This window comes from Moraxella osloensis, from assembly GCF_001553955.1.
GTDB classification, from domain to species: domain Bacteria; phylum Pseudomonadota; class Gammaproteobacteria; order Pseudomonadales; family Moraxellaceae; genus Faucicola; species Faucicola osloensis.
The window spans coordinates 261,071-283,761 of record NZ_CP014234.1 but is presented as its reverse complement, the minus strand read 5'-3'; the positions used below and the strand labels follow the sequence as shown (position 1 = coordinate 283,761).

Annotated in this window: 20 protein-coding genes and 1 pseudogene; 6 read left to right on the top strand and 15 right to left on the bottom strand. The window is 43.4% G+C overall.

Going from position 1 to position 22,691, the window contains the following annotated elements:
- Positions 1–3: 3 nt before the first annotated feature.
- Positions 4–1,089: a histidinol-phosphate transaminase gene (gene hisC / locus AXE82_RS01275; RefSeq protein WP_062330474.1), complete on the bottom strand. Its 1,086-nt coding sequence runs from the start codon at positions 1,087–1,089 to the stop codon at positions 4–6.
- 54 nt (positions 1,090–1,143) lie between these two features.
- Positions 1,144–2,253 carry a prephenate dehydratase gene (gene pheA / locus AXE82_RS01270; protein ID WP_062330473.1) on the bottom strand — a complete coding sequence of 370 codons (1,110 nt, stop codon included), beginning with the start codon at positions 2,251–2,253 and terminating at the stop codon, positions 1,144–1,146.
- A 447-nt stretch (positions 2,254–2,700) separates the two neighbouring features.
- Between pheA and AXE82_RS01265 the strand changes: the two genes are divergently transcribed.
- Positions 2,701–3,639: a transaldolase gene (locus AXE82_RS01265; protein ID WP_062330471.1), complete on the top strand. Its 939-nt coding sequence runs from the start codon at positions 2,701–2,703 to the stop codon at positions 3,637–3,639.
- A gap of 115 nt (positions 3,640–3,754) precedes the next feature.
- Here AXE82_RS01265 and AXE82_RS01260 read toward each other — a convergent pair whose 3' ends face one another.
- Entirely contained in the window at positions 3,755–4,291 is a 537-nt protein-coding gene (locus AXE82_RS01260; RefSeq protein ID WP_062330469.1) for an adenine phosphoribosyltransferase, read from the bottom strand.
- 384 nt (positions 4,292–4,675) lie between these two features.
- On the opposite strand from AXE82_RS01260, the gene rubA reads away from it, so the two are divergent.
- The 3 genes from rubA to AXE82_RS01240 all read left to right on the top strand — a co-directional run bounded on the left by rubA (position 4,676) and on the right by AXE82_RS01240 (position 7,344).
- Entirely contained in the window at positions 4,676–4,840 is a 165-nt protein-coding gene (rubA, locus tag AXE82_RS01250) for a rubredoxin RubA (RefSeq protein WP_036589380.1), read from the top strand.
- 21 nt (positions 4,841–4,861) lie between these two features.
- Positions 4,862–6,289 carry an FAD-dependent oxidoreductase gene (locus AXE82_RS01245; RefSeq protein WP_062330465.1) on the top strand — a complete coding sequence of 476 codons (1,428 nt, stop codon included), beginning with the start codon at positions 4,862–4,864 and terminating at the stop codon, positions 6,287–6,289.
- A 95-nt stretch (positions 6,290–6,384) separates the two neighbouring features.
- Positions 6,385–7,344, top strand: a complete 960-nt coding sequence (locus AXE82_RS01240) for an alpha/beta fold hydrolase (RefSeq protein ID WP_062330463.1) — start codon at positions 6,385–6,387, stop codon at positions 7,342–7,344.
- Between the two features lie 4 nt (positions 7,345–7,348).
- Here AXE82_RS01240 and AXE82_RS01235 read toward each other — a convergent pair whose 3' ends face one another.
- The 4 genes from AXE82_RS01235 to AXE82_RS01220 form a co-directional block, all read right to left on the bottom strand.
- Positions 7,349–9,013, bottom strand: coding sequence for an ABC1 kinase family protein (locus tag AXE82_RS01235; RefSeq protein WP_062330455.1), 1,665 nt, complete (start codon positions 9,011–9,013; stop codon positions 7,349–7,351).
- Positions 9,014–9,145: 132 nt separating this feature from the next.
- Positions 9,146–9,784, bottom strand: coding sequence for a ubiquinone biosynthesis accessory factor UbiJ (locus tag AXE82_RS01230; RefSeq protein WP_062330453.1), 639 nt, complete (start codon positions 9,782–9,784; stop codon positions 9,146–9,148).
- Between the two features lie 55 nt (positions 9,785–9,839).
- Positions 9,840–10,886, bottom strand: coding sequence for a bifunctional demethylmenaquinone methyltransferase/2-methoxy-6-polyprenyl-1,4-benzoquinol methylase UbiE (gene ubiE, locus AXE82_RS01225; RefSeq protein WP_172460491.1), 1,047 nt, complete (start codon positions 10,884–10,886; stop codon positions 9,840–9,842).
- Between the two features lie 85 nt (positions 10,887–10,971).
- Positions 10,972–11,670: a DUF8198 family protein gene (locus AXE82_RS01220; RefSeq protein WP_062330449.1), complete on the bottom strand. Its 699-nt coding sequence runs from the start codon at positions 11,668–11,670 to the stop codon at positions 10,972–10,974.
- A gap of 232 nt (positions 11,671–11,902) precedes the next feature.
- Between AXE82_RS01220 and AXE82_RS01215 the strand changes: the two genes are divergently transcribed.
- Both AXE82_RS01215 and AXE82_RS01210 read left to right on the top strand, forming a co-directional pair.
- Positions 11,903–13,600: a hypothetical protein gene (locus AXE82_RS01215; protein WP_062330447.1), complete on the top strand. Its 1,698-nt coding sequence runs from the start codon at positions 11,903–11,905 to the stop codon at positions 13,598–13,600.
- A 193-nt stretch (positions 13,601–13,793) separates the two neighbouring features.
- The gene (locus AXE82_RS01210) at positions 13,794–15,662 is read left to right on the top strand and encodes a SurA N-terminal domain-containing protein (RefSeq protein WP_062330446.1); all 1,869 of its coding nucleotides are present in this window, start codon (positions 13,794–13,796) and stop codon (positions 15,660–15,662) included.
- 131 nt (positions 15,663–15,793) lie between these two features.
- On the opposite strand, the gene fdx is transcribed toward AXE82_RS01210, so the two are convergent.
- From fdx to AXE82_RS01170, 8 genes and pseudogenes are all read right to left on the bottom strand, one after another.
- Entirely contained in the window at positions 15,794–16,132 is a 339-nt protein-coding gene (gene fdx, locus AXE82_RS01205) for an ISC system 2Fe-2S type ferredoxin (RefSeq protein ID WP_062330444.1), read from the bottom strand.
- Positions 16,133–16,168: 36 nt separating this feature from the next.
- Entirely contained in the window at positions 16,169–18,121 is a 1,953-nt protein-coding gene (gene hscA, locus AXE82_RS01200) for a Fe-S protein assembly chaperone HscA (RefSeq protein WP_062330442.1), read from the bottom strand.
- 176 nt (positions 18,122–18,297) lie between these two features.
- On the bottom strand, positions 18,298–18,930 hold the full coding sequence (locus AXE82_RS01195) for a hypothetical protein (RefSeq protein ID WP_062330440.1): 633 nt from the start codon (positions 18,928–18,930) through the stop codon (positions 18,298–18,300).
- 50 nt (positions 18,931–18,980) lie between these two features.
- Entirely contained in the window at positions 18,981–19,301 is a 321-nt protein-coding gene (iscA, locus tag AXE82_RS01190) for an iron-sulfur cluster assembly protein IscA (protein ID WP_050324431.1), read from the bottom strand.
- 108 nt (positions 19,302–19,409) lie between these two features.
- Complete coding sequence (iscU, locus tag AXE82_RS01185; RefSeq protein WP_062330438.1) at positions 19,410–19,793, bottom strand: Fe-S cluster assembly scaffold IscU; 384 nt, start codon at positions 19,791–19,793, stop codon at positions 19,410–19,412.
- 97 nt (positions 19,794–19,890) lie between these two features.
- A complete protein-coding gene (locus AXE82_RS01180; protein ID WP_062330436.1) occupies positions 19,891–21,108 on the bottom strand; it encodes an IscS subfamily cysteine desulfurase in 1,218 nt (405 codons plus the stop codon).
- Positions 21,109–21,287: 179 nt separating this feature from the next.
- Positions 21,288–21,719: pseudogene (locus AXE82_RS01175) on the bottom strand (Rrf2 family transcriptional regulator); the annotation flags it as partial.
- 243 nt (positions 21,720–21,962) lie between these two features.
- Positions 21,963–22,625, bottom strand: coding sequence for a hypothetical protein (locus AXE82_RS01170; RefSeq protein WP_062330433.1), 663 nt, complete (start codon positions 22,623–22,625; stop codon positions 21,963–21,965).
- Between the last annotated feature and the right edge of the window lie 66 nt (positions 22,626–22,691).

The following is a 22,691-nucleotide window of genomic DNA, read 5'->3' as shown; positions in this document are numbered from 1 at the left end:
GGCTTAGCTCAATACCTGCGCCAACGTATCTAAAAAACGGTTAATTTCTTCAGGCAAACCCACACTCACGCGTATCCAGGCTGGCAGACCGTAACCAACCATCGGTCGCACTACCACACCTTGCTCAATCAATGATTGATAGATATCCATGCCATCGCCGACATTGACCATCACAAAGTTGGTGGCCGATTTGACATAAACGACACCTAAGCTATCCAAGCCATCATATAAGGCTTGTTTTTGCTCATGGTTAAACGCCAAATATTGGTTAATAAAATGTTGGTCTTTAATTGCTGCTGTGGCGGCGGCATGCGCCAATGTACTGGTATTAAACGACTGGCGCGTATAATTTAAAATCTCGGCAATGCTTGCGCTGCTTACTGCATAACCAATGCGCAAGGCTGCCAGTCCATAAGCTTTGGAAAAGCTACGTAGCACAATGACATTGTCATACTCTTGGGTCAAATCTACACAGCTGAGCGTTGGCGCAAATTCGATGTAAGCCTCATCAATCACCACCAACACCTCCGATGGCACTTTTTTGATGAATTTAATCAGATCATCTTTGGCAAGCACAGTGCCTGTGGGGTTGTTGGGATTGGTGATAATCACCATTTTACAATTGGCGGTTTGATTGACCGTCTCAAGCATCGCAGGCAAATCATGAGCAAAATTTTTGGCAGCGACTTGTTGGGTTCGCTCACTAATACCCAAAGACGCCAATTCGTAATCCGAAAACGCGTATTGAGAATACACAATCACATCATCGCCATCGGCAAAGCTTGCGGTAATGTTATTGAGTAACTCATTAGAGCCATTCCCCAACACAATTTGTTTTGTTTCACAGCCCAAAAAATCGGCTAACGCTTGTTTAAGCCCTTGCCCGGCGCCATCGGGATAACGCGATAATTCCCCCAGTTTTGACGTGATTGCCAAGGTCACGTGTGGCGAGCAGCCGGTTGGATTTTCATTGCTCGCCAATTTGACGATGTCACCCAAGCCATACTCACGGGTCAGCTCTTCATTGGATTTATCCATTTCATAAGCTTTTAACTGCTCAATACTGTGATTGACCGATTGGATCGTCATATCAAAACCTTTCGTTGATGATGGATACTGATAAAATTTTATTGCCAAAAACGGTTAAATCACCGCTTTTGGATAAGCGCCTAATACCCGTAAATCTTTGACTTGGGGACGAATCTCAGCGAGCGCGGCTTGCATATTGGCATCGTCAATATGACCAAGCATATCAATAAAGAACACATAAGCCCATTTGTTTGGACGCTCTGGGCGGGTTTCGATACTGGTCATCGACACCCCATGTTTAGCTAGTGGCTGCAATATTTGAATCAGCGCGCCCGCCTGATCTTTGGCTGACACTAAAATCGAGGTTTTATCTTGACCTGACGGCGCTACTGCTTCGCGGCCAATGATTAAAAAACGTGTGGTGTTAGATGGGGTATCTTCGATGTTTTCAAATAGTTTGTGCAAATTATATTCGCTTGCTGCCACTTCCCCTGCAATAGCGGCTGAGTGCCACTCATTTTTGATACGCCGCGCCGCTTCACCATTACTAGAGACTGCCACCCGCTCGACATTGGGATAATGGGTATCTAACCATTGGCGGCATTGGGCAAGCGCTTGGCTGTGGGCATAAATTTTTGAAATTGCGCCCACTTTGGTATGCTCACCCACCAAAAACTGATGATGCACCGGTAATTCTACCTCACCAATGATTTTTAAATCGGAGGATAAAAAACCATCAAGGGTATGGTTGACCACCCCTTCTGAGGAATTTTCCACAGGGACGACGCCATACATGGCAGAGCCGGCTTCCACTTCACGAAACACATCAGCAATGGTCGATAGCGGCACTGTGGTAGCGGCTTTACCAAAATGCTTCAGCGCTGCCATGTGGGTAAAGGTACCTGCAGGGCCCAAATACGCAATTTTTTGTGGCGCTTCTAAGTCCAAACACACCGACATAATCTCACGGAACAAACGCGCCATCTTATCCGCTGGTAGTACCCCGCCCATAGATTCGTTGCGCGCCATCACCTTTTTTAGCACCTGTGCTTCTCGCTCTGGGCGATAAAAAATCGGATTGTCTTCTTGCGTCTTTTTGGCTTTGGCTACTTGCACCGCATAGCCTGCTCGCTCGTTGATTAATCGCTGGATTTTTTCATCCACTTCATCGATTTTTTGGCGAAGTCCAACTAATTCATCATTGCTAATCGTTTGTTCATTCATAAAATTACAACTCAACAGTCAACACTGACCTGCGCGATAGGATTGAGGGTCATAAATCACAGGCAGCCTAGCTTGAAATATACTTTGAAATATACCTTGAAATATACCTTGAAATATACAAAGTTACCAAATGGCTTTATAGCAGAAATTGCCTAATACTAGCACAAATCACGCCTGTTAATCGAGTTTCGCTCGGCGCTTTTTCATCACAAATAGTGATATAGACACAATATTTTTGGCATACCCTAAAAAAAATTGGATTTTTCGGCTAGGCGCTTAACAAATACTGGCAAAATAGAAAAAAAACTAGCGATTGTCACAATGTTTGTGATAGCTTTTAAGGTAAGTTAACTAACATTGAATGAAACCATACGATTTTGTCCCTGAACCATTTTGTCCCTGATAGGTTATCAGTGACATGCAGCAATTTGACATTTAGGAAAGTACATGACTAGCAGCTTAAACCAACTAAAAATGATGACAACCATTGTGGCAGATACTGGGGATTTGCAAGCGATTGCCCGCTTAAAACCAGTCGATGCGACCACCAACCCAAGCTTGATTACCAAGGCACTGTCAGCGCCACAAATGCAGCCTATTTTAATTGAGACATTAAAAAAATACACCAATGATATCGACGCGGTGATTGATGAGCTCACCATTTATATCGGCAGCGAAATTTTAAAACTGATTGATGGTCGTGTTTCCACTGAAGTTGACGCAAGGTTGTCTTATGATACCGATGGCACAATTGTCAAAGCGCAGCAATTTATCAAAGCGTATGAAGCCGCTGGGATTGATAAAAAACGCGTACTCATCAAAATCGCTGGCACGTGGGAAGGCATTCAAGCCGCCAAAGCGCTAGAGCAACAAGGTATCCATTGTAATGTGACGCTGCTATTTGGCTTGCACCAAGCCAAAGCCTGTGCCGATGCCGATGTTACCTTGATTTCGCCATTTGTCGGACGGATTTTGGATTGGCAGAAAAAAGACGAAGGACTCGATAGCATCGAAATCAGCCGTGATAAAGGCGTGAGCTCAGTCAAAACTATCTATCATTACTTCAAACAGCATGGCTACACCACCCAAATCATGGGCGCGAGTTTTCGCAGCATTGAGCAAATATTGGCATTGGCGGGTTGTGATTTATTAACGATTGCGCCTGATTTGCTAGACCAACTTGCCACGATGGACGTCAAAGTCGAGCGTCAGCTATTCCCAGACATGAAATTTATTGACCTCAAAAAACAAACCCTCGATGAGACCCAATTTGCTGAGCAACATGCGCTTGATCCTATCAGCCAAGAATTATTATCTGCTGGTATTGAAGGCTTTATCCAAGCTAGAGAAGCGTTAGAGCAAACCTTGAGAGGCTTGGTTAACTAAGCTTTGTTAATTAAAGCTTTATTCATTAAAACTTTGATGAATAAAGCTTGGTTCATTAAATTTTTGTTAGCGGCTAATCATGTCCTTTAATCATGATTAGCCCCATGCCACCCCACTAACCTTTAGCTTGCAACACAGTATAAAGTGGTATAGCAAGCGGTTGATGCAAATCCACCAAATCAAGTAACACAAGTGCGCCTAATACTTGATGTCCTACGGATTCACAAAGTCCCACCGCAGCGCTCAAGGTACCGCCTGTCGCCAATATATCATCCACCAACAACACATTCGCGGGCGTAAGTCCCGCCTGCATTTCTAGCGTATCGGTACCATATTCTAGCGCATAGCTTTTTTTCGCCACAGGCGGTGGCAGCTTGCCTTCTTTGCGTATTAATACCATGCCTTTGCCTGTTCGACCTGCTAACAGGCTGGCAAAGATAAACCCCCGTGCTTCAATGGCGCCAAAACAATCAACCGCCTCAAACACTGGCTGTGGTATCGCTGCCAGTAACGCATCAATTACCACATTGATGTGAGCGCGCAATAATGGCGTGATATCATAAAACTCAATGCCTTGTTTGGGAAAATCAGGTACCACTCTGATGATTTGCCAAAATGGGTGTGGTGAATCAGGGGTGATAGTCGATTGCATAGGATTGACCTAGTTAAGTAGAATTAAGTGTTAAGTAAAATTAAGTATTAAGTAAAAATTAAGTAAAAATTGCTAAAGCATGCCTCATTCTAGCAATTTTTTCCTGCTGAGCCAATCAGCGTCATAGATGGCGTTAAGCCTTTACTTTAGCCATGATTAATAGGCTAGACTTGGGCGAACTGATTTAAAGATTTACGGTATGGGATTGAATGTTGCCTGTCATCAGCTTGCTTGTTTCAGTGCATACTTGTAAACTATCGCAAGTTAAATTTTTAGGTGATTGCGTGAGTTTTGCATGGTTAACATACTGCTCGGCATTGTAATTGCAATTTTTATCCTTATCTTCAATAGCAAAAGTTACCACTAACATAGGGAAAGTTATCAATGAAAAAATATCAATGTATCGTGTGTGGTTGGGTGTATGATGAGGCATTGGGCTGCCCAGAAGAAGGCATCCTCCCCGGTACACGTTGGGAAGATATTCCCGAAGATTGGACTTGCCCTGAATGTGGGGTCAGTAAAGTAGACTTTGAAATGATTGAGCTATAATAAATATAATAGGGTTTCATCATGCAATCAACTAACAATGTCAATAGTGCGAGTGTCGATAGTGCCAGTGACAATAGTATAAGCTTAGACAGTATCAGTTCAAATGGCGCGCCTATTGCGCAACTGCCAAATACAGAGCCACAACCTGTGATCATTATTGGCTCAGGCATGGCGGGCTATACGCTAGCGCGTGAGCTCAGAAAGCTAACGACTAGCTTGCCTATCGTCATGGTGTGTCAAGATAGTGGTGATAGCTACGCTAAACCAACCTTGTCAAATGCCTATGCGCAAAACAAACTTGCCGATTCCATCGCTAATGCAAGCGCGGCAAAAATGGCAGAAACGTTAAACCTAACCCTATTAAATTTTCATCAAGTCACCGATATTAATGCCGATGAACAAGTTATTGTGGTTCGCTCGTTAGTCAATCAAGCTTCTGAAACAACGCTTGCATATCGAGATTTGGTATTGGCGACAGGCGCGCATTCTAGACTGTTACCCAATCTAGCTGTCAATCATCAAACCATTTTTGCCGTTAATCATCTGGATGAGTACAAAAGCTTTCAGCAGCGCCTAAACACCCTAAAATCTCAAAAATCAGCGCCGGTTAAGGTAGCGATTATCGGTGCTGGATTGATTGGTTGTGAATTTGCCAATGATTTGATTGGTCAAAATACAGATAACCAGACCGCTGACATCACAGTGGCAGTGTTTGATAAAGCGGCACGCCCACTATCTCAGCAACTCCCTAGCGAAGCGGGTATCATGCTACAAGACGCTTTGACGCAGTCAGGGGTGGCATTTTATTTAGGCACTGATATCACCAGTATCACGACAAATATTGACACAAGCGATAATGCAACCGTGACCATCTCGTTTGACAAGGATAAGCAATCACAAACCTTTGAGGCGGATATTGTTTTGATAGCGATTGGGTTGGTGGCTAATACTGACCTTGCCGCATCAGCGAACATTGCCATAGCATCGTCACAGCACATCAATCCTACAATAACCCATTTACCAAGAACCGTGCAGCAAGGCATCAAGGTCGATGCCTACCTAGCCACATCGGCAAAGCATATTTATGCCATTGGCGATTGTGCCAACGTGATGGGTAGCTATATGCCCTATGTCATGCCATTGATGAACCAAGCCAAAGCCTTGGCAAAAACCCTGGCTGACCCTAACATGGCGCCGACCAAAGTGGTGTATCCTGCCATGCCAGTGGCTATCAAAACACCTAGTTTACCTTTGGTGGTATTACCCGTATCAGGGCAGTACAGTGACGATCAACTGTATTGGCAAACGACCCTAACCACTGATGGAATGGTCATGACCGCCCATCCAAAAGATGACTCTAATAGCATTTTAGGGTTTGTATTAGCCGGTAAAGAAGCAGCAAAACAGCGCTTAACGTTAACAAAGCAAGTGGCGGATTGGCTGTCTTAGTGGCTGTCTTAGTAGCCATGCTCGTGCAACGGGTCATCTAATGCGGCAAGTTAATTCAACACCCCACTAGCAGATTGATATTTTTGGAATAAATTATGGATTTAGCCAAATTTAATTTTCAACCCTCAGTGATTACGGACTTTATGCAAAGTGCCATCATTGATATCGGTGATGAATTACAACTGTGTGTTGAAGTTGGTGGCAATCCTGATCATCCGCCCTTGCTGCTGATCATGGGCTTAGGCTCGCAGTTGGTGTTTTGGCCCGATAGTTTTGTCAAAGGCTTGATTGATGCAGGCTTTTTTGTGATTCGTTTTGACAATCGTGATATCGGGCTATCCTCAAAAATCGCCCGACCCTTCCCGCGTTTTCCCGTCAACAATGTCAAAATGATGCTGCGTATGCAAGTGGGTTTGACGAACCGTCATTTTCCGGTGGCGTATAACTTATTTGACATGGTCGAAGATACCCGCCGCTTGCTTGATAAGCTTGAGCTAAAAAATGTGTATGTGGTGGGGGCATCTATGGGCGGGATGATTGCGCAAATTTTGGCTGCCAAATACCCAAAACGCGTGTCGACACTGGGTCTCATGTTTACCAGTAACAACAAGCCATTTTTACCACCCACCAAGCCAAAGCAGCTGCAAACCCTACTGTCACATCCCAAAACCACCCAAATTGATGACGTGGTCGCATATGGCGTGTGGTGTATGCAGCGTATCGGCTCACCCAATCATGTAGATGAAGAGGAAGTAGAACGACTCATTCGTTTGCGGTTTGAACGTAGTTATCACCCACGTGGCGCGCTTCAGCAGCTGCAAGCAATATTAGCCACTGGCTCTATTGTTAAATTCGACCAAAAAATCAAACAGCCAACTATTATCATTCATGGGGAAAAAGATGGACTGGTGCCACCGGCGCATGGTCGGGCGATTGCCAAAGCGATTGCGCACAGTGAGTTTCATTTGATAAAGGATATGGGACATGATTTGGCAAAACCCTTTATCCCTACGATCGTCAAACTGCTAACCGATCATTATATGAAGCATGCTTAAGTCGCTAATTTAACAACCGCCACAATACAAACAGCACGGCAATCACATAAAAAATCGGCGCAAGCCAGCTACTCACCTGCCAGACAACATGACTGGCAATCATTTGCGCGATAAACAACGAACCCACAAACCCAAGTATCGCCAGCCAATCCTGCTGACGACTTTTGAGCATATCTGAGCGAATTTGCTGTATTTCACGCAGCTGCTGATCTTGGTGACCGCCCAGATTTGACAGACTTTGCAAACTGTTATCCAGCAATTGTGGCATGTCATTGAGACTCAGTAACAGTTCAGGTAATTGCTTGCGTAGCTCGCCAATTTTTTGCATCGGGTCAAATTGCTGCTTCACCCAGCCTGTCAAAATCGGTTTGGCGAGCGACCAAATATCAAGCTCAGGGTATAAATCTCGTCCTAGACCTTCCACATGCACTAGGGTTTTAAGCAGTAACATTAATTGCGGCGGTATATCCAAATGATAGCGACGCGCAATATCAAGCACCGACATGAGCACGCCTGCAAAATCAATGTCGTTGATTGGCTTACTAATCATCGGTGACACGGTGCGGCGCATATCGCGCATGAGGGCGTACTTATCGGTATTGGGTGGAATCCAGCCTGCCCGCGCAATAATATCCACTAGACCGGTAAAGTTATTGTTCATCACCGATAATAAAAGCCTTGCCACAATCATTTGGTCAGCTTTAGATAGCTCGCCCACGATTGAGCAATCAAGGGCGATGTAGCGAGGATTGGGATTTGGAGTATCGGCTGGCAGCGTTTCAACAAACACATTGCCTGGGTGCATATCGGCATGGAAGAAATTATCCCGAAATACTTGGGTGAAAAAAATCGTTAATCCTTTTGCTGCAAGTGCCGCCCTATCATATCCAAGCGCATCAAATACTTGGGTTTGCGAAATCGGCACCCCAATAATGCGTTCCATAATCATGATGTTTTTGCTGGCTTGATACACTTCAGGCACATACATCATCGATGAACCCAAAAAGTTGTTACGCATTTGGGTGGTATTGGCAGCTTCAAGGGTTAAATCAAGCTCATTGAGCAAGACTTGCCGATAATCTTCAACGATATCGATAATATGTACGGCACGCGCCGCTTCAATCCGTGCTGACGCCCACCCTGCCAAGTCGCGCAATAATTCAAAATCTTCAATAATCTGTTCACGGATGGTTGGGCGAACTACTTTAACCACCACTTCACGCCCATCATGCAGGCGTGCTGTGTGTACTTGGGCGATAGATGCCGCCGCTAACGGTGTGCCATCAAATCTAGCAAATAGCTGATTGATAGTTTGCCCCAAACCGCCTTTTTTTGTCGATTGTTCAATTTGCTCGATAACCGTATCGACACTAAAGGGTTTCACCCTGTCTTGCAGATGCACCAACTGCTCAATAATCTCAGGGGTGACCAAATCACGACGGGTGGAGAGCAGCTGCCCTAATTTTAAAAACAGCGTGCCCATCTCTTCAAGCGCCAGCCTAACCCCATCTGGATTGGGTTTTTGAAAATAGCTGGCAGGGTGCATACGGATAAGTTTGGCAATGGGCTCAAGCTGCGGCGTCTCTTCAATAGGCAGATGCGTATCAACACGATAATGAGCGGCAATGCGCCACAGTTGTAAAAGACGTTTGCGATGATTTAGTAACACGTTGGCAACTCGTTAGAAAGCTTATCAATGGTGGGAATTCTAGCATGATATAAGCAATTTTTTAATGGTTAAAAAAAAGACGGGGATTTAACCCGTCATTTTGATTGTGCAAAAGCAACTTTTGCAATGAATTTACTTTTGCAATAAAGCCGCTTGCTGTTGCTTGATGGCATCGAGTCTGGCTTGTTCACGTTCAATATCCGCCCGCAGTTTTAGTAGCTGTTGTTTTAACTCATTGCCTGTATTGTTATCAGTATCTGCACCGTTTTTCCACTCTCTGATATTGGCAATATCGGCAAACATCTCTTTGGCAGGTACAGCGATTGTGCTTTTTAGGTTGGCTAATAGATTAGACAGTTGACTTGCCATCGGCAGACCAATTAGAGGTTGCAGTTTACCAATGATATCAGGGTCAAACCCGGCGACTAATTGTTTGACTTGCATCAGCACTTTATAATCGCCCTCAATCGGCAGATTGCCTTGTGGCTCGCCCATCAAATTGAGCAAATGCACAGGGTTGTCCACCTTAACAATACAATCAGGTTTGCTTACCACATTGCTACCTTTAGGTTCAAAAACATCAACCGTCACAGGTTCAAAGCGGATATGGTCATCATTAAAAATCGTATCAAATTCAATGGCGGGCTCTGTCATCATTAGGCGCAAAACTTTACCCGATAACGGTTGTAGCCCTGCTTGGGTGATGGGGTCAGTGGCAATCGCTAAATTAACCACTTTTTCAATCCCTGCGAGTAGTAATACAGTAAACATCTGATTCTCTTTTAGTATATAAATTTCAGTGAGCTATTATATTTTTCGCCATCCATTACTTTTTAAACCCACGATGCACCGCCACGATACCGCCTGTTAAGTTGTGATAATCACAATTGACAAAGCCTGCCTCTTCCATCATGCCTTTTAAGGTGCGTTGGTCTGGGTGCATACGGATAGACTCTGCCAAATACTGATAGCTTTCGCTGTCATTCGCCACCAATTTACCCATGAGTGGCAATGCGGTAAACGAATACAAATCATACACTTTACCAAATGGCTCAAACACAGGTTTTGAAAATTCCAAAATCAGCAAGCGCCCGCCTTTTTTGAGCACCCGATACATCGAGCGCAGTGCCGCGTCTTTGTCGGTGACATTGCGTAGCCCAAAGCTGATGGTCACCAAATCAAAACTTTCATCTTCAAATGGTGCCAGCGTCTCAGCATTGGCGAGTACAAAGTCGACGTTACTACAGCCTGCATTGAGCAGACGCTCACGACCGACCTCTAGCATCGCTTCATTGATATCGGATAATACCACATGACCTGTGCGACCCACCTCTTTACTAAAGGCTTTTGCCAAGTCACCTGTGCCCCCTGCGATATCTAGCACCCGTTGACCTGCACGCACGCCCGTTAGGCTTATGGCATAGCGTTTCCACAGACGATGAATACCCAAGGACATTAAATCATTCATGATGTCGTATTTTTTGGCAACAGAGGTAAACACTTCTGCTACTTTTTCTTGTTTTTCAGCTTTTTTGACGGTTTTGTAGCCAAAATGGGTCTCTTCATTGCCATCAGTGGCTTCGGTATGTGGATTGTAGATAGCTGATTTATCAAAACCGCTAGTTGATTGCGCTGATGATTTATTGGGAATAGCGTCATTGGGGATAGCGTCATTTGGGGTAGCGGATGCAGGGCGAGTGAGCTGCTGACCTTGGGGCACAGATTCTGGCAAATCAGCTGTGCCAGTAAATTGACGGTTGATGGTGGTGTCAGCTGTCAGTGACTGTTGTACTTGGCTATTGAGTTTGTCATTGGCTTGGAGGCTGTCTTTAACCAAGCTGTCTTGGATTGAATGATGGTTATTGTCGTTCATGTGGTTTCCTAGTGATATCATCGCCAATCACAAATTGGCAAAGTTAAAAGCGCAAAGGTACTGCAAAATTTTTTCTATTTTATCACTAAACATCAAAAGGATGTTCTTTGCCAGCATGCACATTGGTAATGATTTGCAACTCTTTTTCGCAAAATGGCTCAATAAATGCGCCAATACTTTTAATCGGTTTGATGGCAGCAAAACCTTCGGCGATAAAGTCATATAATGGCTGAAAGCCTTTTTTATACGCTGTGCCTTTGGCAAGTGAAAATGCTTTTTGTAAGATAAATGATTTAAGATATTTGTCTGTGCGATAGCACATTTGTTTGAGATCAGCAATCTGCTGGCGTCTTGCCGACTCTGCATTGACAGACCGATAGGCTTTAATCATGGATGGCTCATCCACGGATAAATGATTTTCTTTTAAATACTGAGCAAGCTGTAAATCAAGCTTAATGGCGTTAATCGCTTCGATGATACCGGCTGCGCCTGTGCTCACGGCATTGGCAGGGATAAATTTTTCTAGTTTTTCAGCCTTTTGCACCATGCGCTCTAGCTGTTCAGCGAGCACGTTGAATTTTTCGCCCCCATACAGTTGGTCAATTAAAAATTCCCCCATGGCTTGGTTGTTGGCGCTGGCAAATAAGGCTTGGTGGGTTTTATGAATACGACCGCGTTGCCAGGCTTGTACTTCACTGAGTTTTTGCGCTAACTGGGTATCGCTGTGGTATGGCAGGGCGCGAAATTGTTTTAAATCTTGTTCTAATTGGCTTAAGCTGCTCATAGGGCCTCGATTTTTTTGCAAAATTTTTAAATTCAAAACAGAGAAACTGCAGTTTATCCATTGTATAAATCCACAGTAAAATGCAGTTTTGTGCCGCATTACCTTAATGTAAATCCAGCAAAAATACAAATCGTAAATTGTTCACCGGTAGGATAACTGCTATCTTTTAAAAACTTTTAAAAAAATGAAGCGGTCATTAGCAAAATTTCGGGTATTTCCCTAAGAAGGTCGTATGCCAACGCAAAATAGCAACAGTTTAAACAATAGCTTAAATAACAACTTGAATAATGACTTGGATAATAACAATACAGCCGCGTCTGCCCCCACTAATAAAACTGCCAAAACCGATAAAGCTCACAAAACGCCACCTGCGGCCCTTGAGGCGCAATTAAGTTTTGACTTGATTACCGAGCAAACCACCTTACGCGAGCAACGGGCTGGCAAAAACTCGCGCGGGCTACTAATCTTGGTCAATGGTATGGAAAATTCGGGCAAAGGCGAAGCGGTTAAAGCGCTAACCGAATGGATGGACGCACGCTATATCAAGGTTCACGCCACCATGGGGCAGCATCCCAGCCGCTACCAACCTATTTGGCAACGTCACACATGGCAACTGCCTAGAAAGGGTGAAATTGCGGTGTATTTTGGCAACTGGTACGCTGACTTGATTCGTTATGTGTTTGACTGTGGCGATGATATAGATGAACAGCGCTTACAGCAAATGATTGAAGACATTGAGGCGTTTGAACAAGATTTGGTCAATAACAACACCGACATCGTCAAATGCTGGTTTTCAGTCGATAACAAAACGCTAAAAAAACGCTTGACCGATGAAGAGCCTGACCCTGAGCAGTTGTATCATTTAGATTGGTTTCGAAAAAAAGACGTGAAACGTTTCAAACGTTTTAGCAGCAAGCTGATGGGCTTACAATCAAGCTGGCACCACATTGATGGACAAGATATCGATGCCTCAAATATCCAATTTGCTAATATCGTACTTGCAGCGCTGCAAACCATGAACCAACTATCTGCAGCCGAGGATGCCCAAGACAACCCCCAAAAAGCCGACAAATCAGCTAACTCTAAAACGGACAAAAATCCTGTTGCAGCCGCCTCATTGCCTTTTAAACCCACCCCTCTGATTGATGAGTTGGTTAACGTCGAATCCCACGCATTAGCAAAAGCAGATTATAAAGAACAACTGCATAGCAAACAACATATACTCGCTGAACTGATTCGTGAGCGAGGTCAGCGCCATATCATCTTTGTCTTTGAAGGCATGGATGCGGCAGGCAAAGGCGGGGCGATACGCCGCATCATTGCCCCACTCGACCCGCGTGAATTTACCATCCACGCTATCTCTGCACCGACCGAAGATGAATTAAAACACGCCTATCTGTGGCGTTTTTGGACGCGACTGCCCCATGATGAAATGGCAGATGTGGATATAGCGTATTTATCGAAAAAATTTAAACGCAATAAATGCATCGCCTTACTCAAACAACGCCTGCATAATAGCTGTGTGACCATTTTTGACCGTAGTTGGTATGGTCGGGTACTCGTTGAGCGTATTGAAGGCTTTGCAAAAGAGGCAGACTGGCAACGTGCTTATGGCGAAATCAATCGTTTTGAAAACGACTTGGTACAGAGCAAGGCCATTTTGGTCAAATTTTGGCTCGCTATCAGTGAAGAAGAAGAACTTAAACGCTTTAGAGCGCGTGAACAGACGCCCAATAAGCAGTTTAAAATTACCGATGACGATTGGCGTAACCGCGCCAAATGGCATGAGTACGTACAAGCCGCGTCCGACATGATTCATTTAACCCACCATAAAAAACGCCCGTGGTATGTGATTGCCACCGATGATAAATATAGCGCAAGACTCAAAATCCTTGACGCTATTATTTCAGAGCTATCTAAGAATTTATAAAGCGTTATCTAAAAATTTATAAATTGTTAACAGTCTGCCTTTTTACTATTTTGCTATATCTTAAAACTGTCTACCCAACTTGATGAAAGATAATGATTTTGCTGGACAGTTCCCCTATAATATCCTGTTTGATTTGATTATTTAGCCTAATTAGTTATCCTTAATAAATCCATCTAAACTGCAAGTGAGCAATATGGAATCTTTACGCAATTTTTTGAAAGGTTGGATGGGCAAAGCCTTGCTCGTTCTTTTTTTACTTCCTTTAGCCATCACAGGGTTTGAGTCAATTGTCCGTAGCGGCGATGACCCCAATGCTGTCGCCAAAGTTGCAGAGTTAAATATCGATAATGCTACCTTGCAAAATATGATTAACAAGCGCCGCGAAACGTTGCTTGAGCAAGTGAATGGCGATGCAAGCCTAATTAATAGCGATAAATTACGTGAGCAAATGCTGCACAATTTGATTGACCGTTATTTGATTATCAACCAAGCCAACCAGCTTGGTTTTACTGTGTCGGACGCCACTATCACCCAAATGTTGATGGCAGAAAAAACCTTTCAAGACGCCAGCGGAAAATTTTCTAACGAGTTGTTTGCTAACTATTTAACCAGTCGCGGTATGACCAAAGAGCAATTATTTGATTCGGTTCGTCAAGACTTGTTGGTAACTGCCTTTAGCCGCGGTATCATTAATACAGGGATTTTTGCGCAAGGGAGTATTGATAAACTTATGTCAATGCTGTCTGAGTCGCGCCCTGTGCAAGTGCTGCGTTTGGACTGGCACAGCTTTGCGCCGCAGGTACAAGTGACGCCGCAAGAGATTGCAAGTTATTATCAAAAAAATCAAGCAACACTTAAATCTAGTGAGATGGTGGATTTAATTTATTTAGAGCTCAATAAAAATGCCCTGCCTGTTGCTGCCCCAACGGCTCAGGAATTGCAGCAACAGTATCAAACCTATTTGAAAAATAGCAACAACCAGACCGAATACGAATTGGCAATGATTTTGATGAATGGTGGTCAAGCACAAGCCACCTTAACCTCATTAAAAAGTAAACTTGATGCCAATCAAGCGGATTTTGCGGCACTTGCCAAACAGTACTCGCAAGATGAAGGCAGTAAAAATGATGGCGGCAATATCGGTCCGATTACCCAATCGATGTTCCCCAATGATTATGACACCATCATGACCCAAATCAAGACCCTAAAAGTCGGTCAAGTCACGAGCCCCATCAAAACCAACTATGGCTATCATTTATTCAAATTGGTAAAAATCAATGGTCAAACTCCACCAACCATTGAAAGCTTGACGCCTGTATTAACCGAACAAATTATGGCGCAAAAGCGTGAAGCCGCCTATCAAGATTTGATTGGTAAAATCAATAATGACGCAGTTGCTGGCGCTACTATCACCGAGCTTGCCAATCGCTATAAATTAACCGCCAAATCGATTAAAAACTACCCTAAAACCAATAACTCCTCTGCACTGAGTCAACCTGCTATTGTAGCGGCAGCATTTGAGCCACTGGCGCTGCAAGAAGGCAGTGTATCAGTCGGCATAGATGTCTCTGATAAAGTGGTATGGCTGCAATCAACCAATCACCGCACTAGCAAACTCATGACACAAGCAGAAGCCGAGCCGGTTATTAAAGCCAAACTTATTGAAGAGAAAGCAAAAAGTTTAGCAGTGGCAGAGGCCAATGCCATCGCTGCCAAAGTCAAACAATCCAATTCAATTGCGGCGGCGGGTGCCCCATTCCAAGATTTGGGGATTGTGACTCGTCAAGACAGCAAACTGAGCGATGACGAGCGTGGTGTGGCATTTAGTCAACCTGCTGTTAACAATCAACTAGCGGTCATGACGCGGCCTACTATGTCGGGTGCGAGCGTGATTGTTGGCGGTGTTATCACTAATGATAACGCCCAAATCACGCCGCAAGTTAAACAACAAACTGCCCAAATCGTGCGCGAAACTATCGGTCAGTCCCAGTTTGAGGATTACTTAGCATACCTAAAATCCATCACTAAAGTCACGGTTAAACCGCAGACTGCTACGCCATAATATGCTATTAATACATATGCGCTGAATAAGTCAGCGCCTTGTTCTAGCAATAACGAGTGTTTAGCAATACGTAGCGCCATCAAAAAAGGCTTACTAATGATGATTAGTAAGCCCTTTTTTATCGGTGGGTATTAATGATTTTCAGAGGCGTGATTGATGGTATATTTTGGAATTTCAATGGTCAAATCTTTATCGTCGATGATGACTTGGCAAGATAGTCTCGAATTTGGCTCTAGCCCCCAAGCGCGATCTAACAAATCAGCTTCGATATCATCCATTTCCTCCAAGCTATTAAACCCTTTTCGCACGATAACATGGCAAGTAGTACAAGCTTTTGACATATCACAAGCATGCTCAATTTTCACGCCTTTTTCTAGCAAGCCACGGCATAGATTATCGCCTTCATTGAGTTCAATCTCTGCGCCAGTGGGGCAAATTTGGTGATGCGGTAATACAGTAATTTTTGGCATAGCAATCTCTTAATTAATAGTCTTATGTATTCAAAATTAATTTGACCAATCCGCGGTTGAAGTGCCTTTCATGGTTTCATTGACCGCTTGGTTCATGATAAGTGCAGCAAAATCATCACTATGAACTTTTAGCTGCGCTCTCGCTGTTTCTAACTGGGCTTGTTCAGCACCATCAATCGCCTGTTGAACATCAGCCATCGAGGTTTGCAGCACTTTTTTCTGCTCATCGGTTAATAAAAAGCCAAATTCTGCAAGCGCGGATGCTAGCGCCAACAATTCTCGTTTTGCTTCTACTTGACTTTCAATCAAGCTACGCTGCAGTCGATCTTGCATGGCAAAATCAAAGCCTGCTTTGAGCAGTTTTTCCTGCTCATCTTCTGACAACCCGTAAGATGGCTTGACTTGAATTTGGCTTGCTTTGCCCGTTGTCAACTCTTTAGCCCAAACTGTTAACTGACCATTGGCATCAATTTGAAAAGTGACTTCGATACGCGCCAACCCTGCTTTCATCGCTGGAATGTCAGTCAGTTTAAACTGTCCTAACGAGCGATTGTCAGCCACCGTATCGCGTTCACCTTGTACCACATGGATAATCATACCATTTTGGTTATCTTGATAGGTTGTAAATACCTGTTTACGGGTCACAGGAATGGGCGTGTTACGCGGAATAATCACTTCGGTGAGACCACCCATGGTCTCAAGCCCCAAAGATAAAGGCGTGACGTCAAGCAGCAACACCGTATTTTGCTGTTGTCCGATTAATTGGTCGGCATATTTGGCTGCGCCTAACGCGACGACTTCATCGGGATTGATGCGTGACAGTGGCGGCTTATTAAACGTTTCTGCTACGATTTGCTGAATCAATGGCATTCGTGTCGAACCACCTACCAATACCACTTCATCAAGCTGGGACGTCTCAAGTCCAGCATCACGTAACACTTGCGCGCACACCGCTAATGTACGGTCAGTGACAGGCTGGATGATTTGGCGAAGATTGCTTTGGGTTAACACAATGTCAAAAGCTTGACCGCTGATTGAAAGCTCCGCAGTCACTTGGTCTGCTTTTGACAACTGCTCTTTAAGCGTGCGAGCCTGTACGTTTAGCAGCTGTTTTTGATGATTATCAATGCTTGATGGATTCAAACCTGTTTGTTGAATCAGCCAATTAGCGATCAATCGGTCAATATCATCGCCACCCAGTGCGCTATTACCGCCAGTTGCGAGCACCTCATACACACCGTGATTGAGCTTTAACACCGATACATCAAACGTGCCCCCGCCCAAATCATAAATAAGATGATACGCTTCGTCTTGTGCTTGGTTCAGCCCATACGCCATCGCAGCAGCCGTCGGCTCGTTTAATAAGCGAATCACATGAATGCCTGCCAATTTAGCCGCATCTTTGGTGGCTTGGCGCTGTGCTTCATCAAAATAAGCCGGCACCGTAATCACCGCCCCTACAATACTATTGTCAGGTAATGCCAATTTTGCTCGGTCATATAGATGTTTTAACAGGATACTTGATATTTCAACAGGATTTTTGGCACCTTGTGGGGTTTGGATACTTGGCATGACGTCGACATCACCGACTAATTCATAGGGATGATTGAACTTAATATCCTTGATGCTTCGACCCATAAACCGTTTGACCGAGCGTACAGTATGATTTGGTGCTTGTTCTGCCATTGCTTCAGCATGACTACCTACCAAAGTTTCTGGATTGCCATTGTCATCTAAGCCAAAATACACCACCGAGGGTAAAAGCTTTTGGCAATCGCTACCTTTTACCTGATTAGCAATTTGACTGTCGTTATTGGCGTTATTTTCACTAGATTGACACTCACTAACTTTATCGCCAATCACTTGTGGCTCGCCTGAACGCACTACCGCTACCAGTGAGCGCGTGGTTCCTAAATCAATTCCTAAAGCAAAACGATGCGCATGGGGCTTGGCACTTTGATTGGGTTCAGCGATTTGTAATAACGACATATATTGGACCAATTAAAAAATAGAAAAAATAATTTGAAAATAAAACCAGCTTAGCTTATATCTTTAGCTTAATTTGTATCTTTATAGAAAGTCAAAACGGATGGTATTATAAATTAAAAACATGATAAACCAAATAAATTAACCAATGTTAGAAAGATTTACCCTTTAATCATGATTTACACATACAGATCGTCATCATTATCAAAATTCTTCTGGGCTAATTCATCGGTGGTTTTTGCCACATCTGCTTGCAGTTTAACCAAAAACTGTAGTTTTTGAATGATATCTATCGCCTGTTTGGTTAAGGCTTCATCATTAGCCTCACCTTCAGCTGAGTTATCAATTTTTTGATAAACTTCGTTAAAGGCAAGTTGATAATTATTTAGCCATTCGGTAAGTTTTTTGCTAAGTTGCGTAATACTTTGGCTATCAGCATCATCTAAATCGATGCGAAATGACATGGCATCGTCTAAAAAGTCCAAATCACGAATCGGCTGGTTAATAGATTGTGAAATGCCTTTGAGTGCCAACAAATGTGACGCGCGAGAATCAGGGTTTTTAAGCGTATTGTAGGCTTCATTAATAATCGCAGACGCTTGCTCAGGCTTTAGTGCGGATAATTTGGCGATTGATTCACGCAAAAAACCATCGGTATTAGCAGGCAGCGAAAGGTGTTGCTCAGCTAAAGACGCATCAAGATTGTTATCAGGATGGAACTTAGATTGAAGTTGGCGAAGGGTCTGCTGAAGCTTGGCGATATCAATTTGATAGTGTTGGGGTACATTCATCAACTCAAAATAATTAACCATTTTCAACTTCCCCTACCAAGCCATTACTATACTGAAAAAAATATTACAAACTAAACGGTGAAAGATTCACCACAGCCACACTCACCTTTTTGGTTTGGATTACTAAACTTAAAGCCTTCATTGAGACCTTCTTTGACAAAATCCATTTTCAAACCATTAAGATAAACTAAGCTTTTTGGATCGACAAAAACACTAACCCCGTTGCTTTCAAAACGTTGGTCATTAGGGTCTGGCTCATCGACAAATTCCAGCACATAAGCTAAGCCAGAACAACCTGCGGTACGGATACCCACACGGATACCTTCGCCATGACCACGGTTTTGTAAAAAATCGCGTACATGTTCAGCTGCATCGTTTGATAATTCAATCACTTTACTACCCCATCTACTAATTTCAATCTTCAAGCGACTCACTTTAAGTAACTGAGCCAAAGTCTTATTGAGGATGAGTCAATAAGACTTTTAGAATCGTACAATCAATCAAGCATTGGCTTTAGATTTATAATCTTCAATCGCTGCTTTAATGGCGTCTTCTGCCAGCACTGAGCAGTGCACTTTAACCGGTGGCAATGCCAGCTCCTCTGCGATATCTTTGTTTTTAATCGCGCTAGCTTGATCTAGGGTTTTGCCTTTAAGCCATTCTGTAACCAATGAGCTTGAAGCAATGGCTGAACCACAGCCATAGGTTTTAAAGCGCGCATCTTCAATGATACCGTTATCACCCACTTGAATTTGCAGGCGCATCACATCGCCACAGGCTGGCGCGCCGACCATACCGGTACCGACATTTTTGGCATCTTTATCTAAGTTTCCCACATTGCGTGGGTTTTCATAATGGTCAAGCACTTTATCACTGTAGGCCATTTCATTTTCCTTTTGGCTGGTTACGTCAAACGTAACTGACTAATCTTTACTTATTAAATTGAATAAATTTTTAATACAAATTAATTTTTAATACAAATTAATGTTCGTTCCATTCCACACTATTTAAATCAACGCCTTCTTGGTACATATCCCAAAGCGGTGATAAAGCACGTAATTTTTCAACCGCGGTTCGCACCTCAGCAATCGCATGGTCAACATCTTCTTCGGTAGTATAGCGACCCAAACTAAAACGAATTGAACTGTGAGCAAGCTCATCTGACAATCCAAGCGCGCGTAATACGTAGGAAGGCTCAAGCGTCGCTGATGTACAAGCAGAACCCGATGACACGGCAAAATCTTTCAATGACATCATCAACGATTCGCCTTCTACAAAGTTAAAGCTGATGTTGACGATATTTGGAATGCTGTGATTCATGTCACCATTAAGATAAATTTCATCAAGCTCTTTTAAGCCATCCCACAGGCGTTGACGCAGTTTTGTCAGTCTGGCTTCATCTTCTGCCATACGTTTGCCCGCAATGGCAAAGGCTTCACCCATCCCCACGATCTGATGCGTTGCCAAAGTACCTGAACGCATGCCACGCTCATGACCACCACCTTGCATTTGTGATTTTAGGCGCACACGTGGTTTACGGCGAACATATAAAGCACCAATACCTTTGGGACCATAAATTTTATGAGCAGAAAAACTCATCAAATCAACTTTTAATTGCGCTAAATCAATCGGGGTTTTACCGGCTGCTTGCGCCGCATCGACATGAAAAATAATACCTTTTTCACGGGTGATTTCACCAATCGCCGCGACATCTGTTAGGGTGCCAAGTTCGTTGTTCACCATCATTAGGCTTACTAAAATAGTATCTTCACGAATAGCGTCTTTGACTTGGTCAACCGTGATCAGACCTGTCTTTGGTTGTGGGTCTAGATAGGTAACTTCAAAACCTTCTGTTTCTAATTCACGGCAGACGTCTAGCACGGCTTTGTGTTCAATTTTACTGGTAATGATGTGTTTGCCTTTACCACTATAAAATTGCGCCGCACCTTTAATCGCCAAATTGTTTGACTCAGTAGCCCCTGAAGTAAAGACAATTTCACGTGAATCGGCGTTGATTAATTCTGCGATTTGCTCACGAGCAGTTTCAACCGCTTCTTCCGCTTGCCAACCAAACCCATGCGAACGCGAGGCAGGATTACCAAACACACCATCAAAGGTCATGTATTTCATCATCTTTTGGGCGACTTGCTCATCAATTGGTGTGGTCGCGGCATAATCTAAATAGACTAATTTATTCATGCTAACAAATTCTCCCCAGAATTCTGTTTTAAGGTTTTGCTGTTATCAGCTAATGAATGATTATTACTAATATTACTAACTTTAGTGGTGCTATGCTTTGCCCGTTGTAATACGGGGGCATCTGTCATTGGGTTTACCGCAGATTGATCCTTATGCTGCATATCTTCAACCATCAAAATTTGACGCTCAGAAATTTCACGGATAATTTGACGATTAATGAGCGTATCTAGTGTCACGGTAGACAAATAGTTTTCAATTTGCTCAGACAATCCATTCCATAAATCATGGGTTAAACACATGGCGCCGTCTTGGCAGTTGCCCTTACCTTCGCAAGCTCTAGCATCCACTGACTCATCAACGGCTGAAATAATGGTCATAATCGAGATTTCATTGATGGGCTTGGCAATATGATAACCGCCTGACGCACCGCGAGTGCTCACGACCAACCCTTTTTTACGCAGCTTTGAAAACAACTGCTCAAGATAAGAAATAGAAATCTCTTGACGTTTTGCGATATCAGACAATGACACAGCCAATTCATGTTTTTGCTCTTGCAATGCCAAATCTAGCAGCGCCGTCACTGCATAGCGTCCTCGGGTTGTCAATCGCATAGTAGCCCCACTTAAGTTAAAAATTCAAATCCGTTCAAGCACAGTAAGCTGTGAAAACACGTTTTATGGTTGGTATGGCTATTATATGAAAATCCGAGTCTTTTAGTCAAGATTAATTCTTACTAAAACACTCGGATTTATTTATTGCTCGGATTTATTTACTCAATCATAAACGATTTTTTATCAATGCAATTTTTTTATCAAAGCAATTTTTTATCAAAGCCATATAGGGGGGAATGGGTGTTATTTTACCGCCCAACCAATCGCACAAATGATGAATAATACAAAAAATGCGATTGCCGCGCGTTTCATCCATTTATTTTTACTGTTTAATTCTAAAATTTGTGCTTCAAGCGCTGTTTTTTGTAGATTTGCGGCGTTGACTTGGATATTGAGTGCCTCGACTTGTTGTTTGTAGTCAGCATCGGTTTTGATAGGTTTTTTGACTTTTGGCTTGTCTTTATCGCCTTTGACTGCTTTTGTGATGACTTGTAATAGCTGATTGATACCAATTTGATGTAAAAAAGCCTTCACCTCTGCCGTCTTTTGTGCTTCGCCGCGAATTTGTAGCTGCTCGATGGCTTTGGGCTGATTGGTAAATAAATTCTGGGCGATTTGCCAAGTAAAGCCGTTGATGGTCACGTCGACCTGCTGAGAAGGCTGTAATTGACTGTCTAACAAAATGCCGTTAACGGTAAAAGTCACATAAAAAGTGACGTTTGGGATATAAGCGTGAATACGAACGACAGTATTGGTAGTGGCTAAAGGATAGACAACCTTACGAAGATCTGCGTCAAAACGTAGCAACAGGGTCAGCAAGGTTTCAATAATCACTAATACCACATTGAGCGCTGTCGTGGCTATATTGCTTGGGGCATTGGTCGAAGTTTGAAAATTATCGTTCATTAAATTTCCACAAAATTAATCAAATATGGGTTTTGTAATTTGTCGATAGTGTAGCTTTAAAAGGGT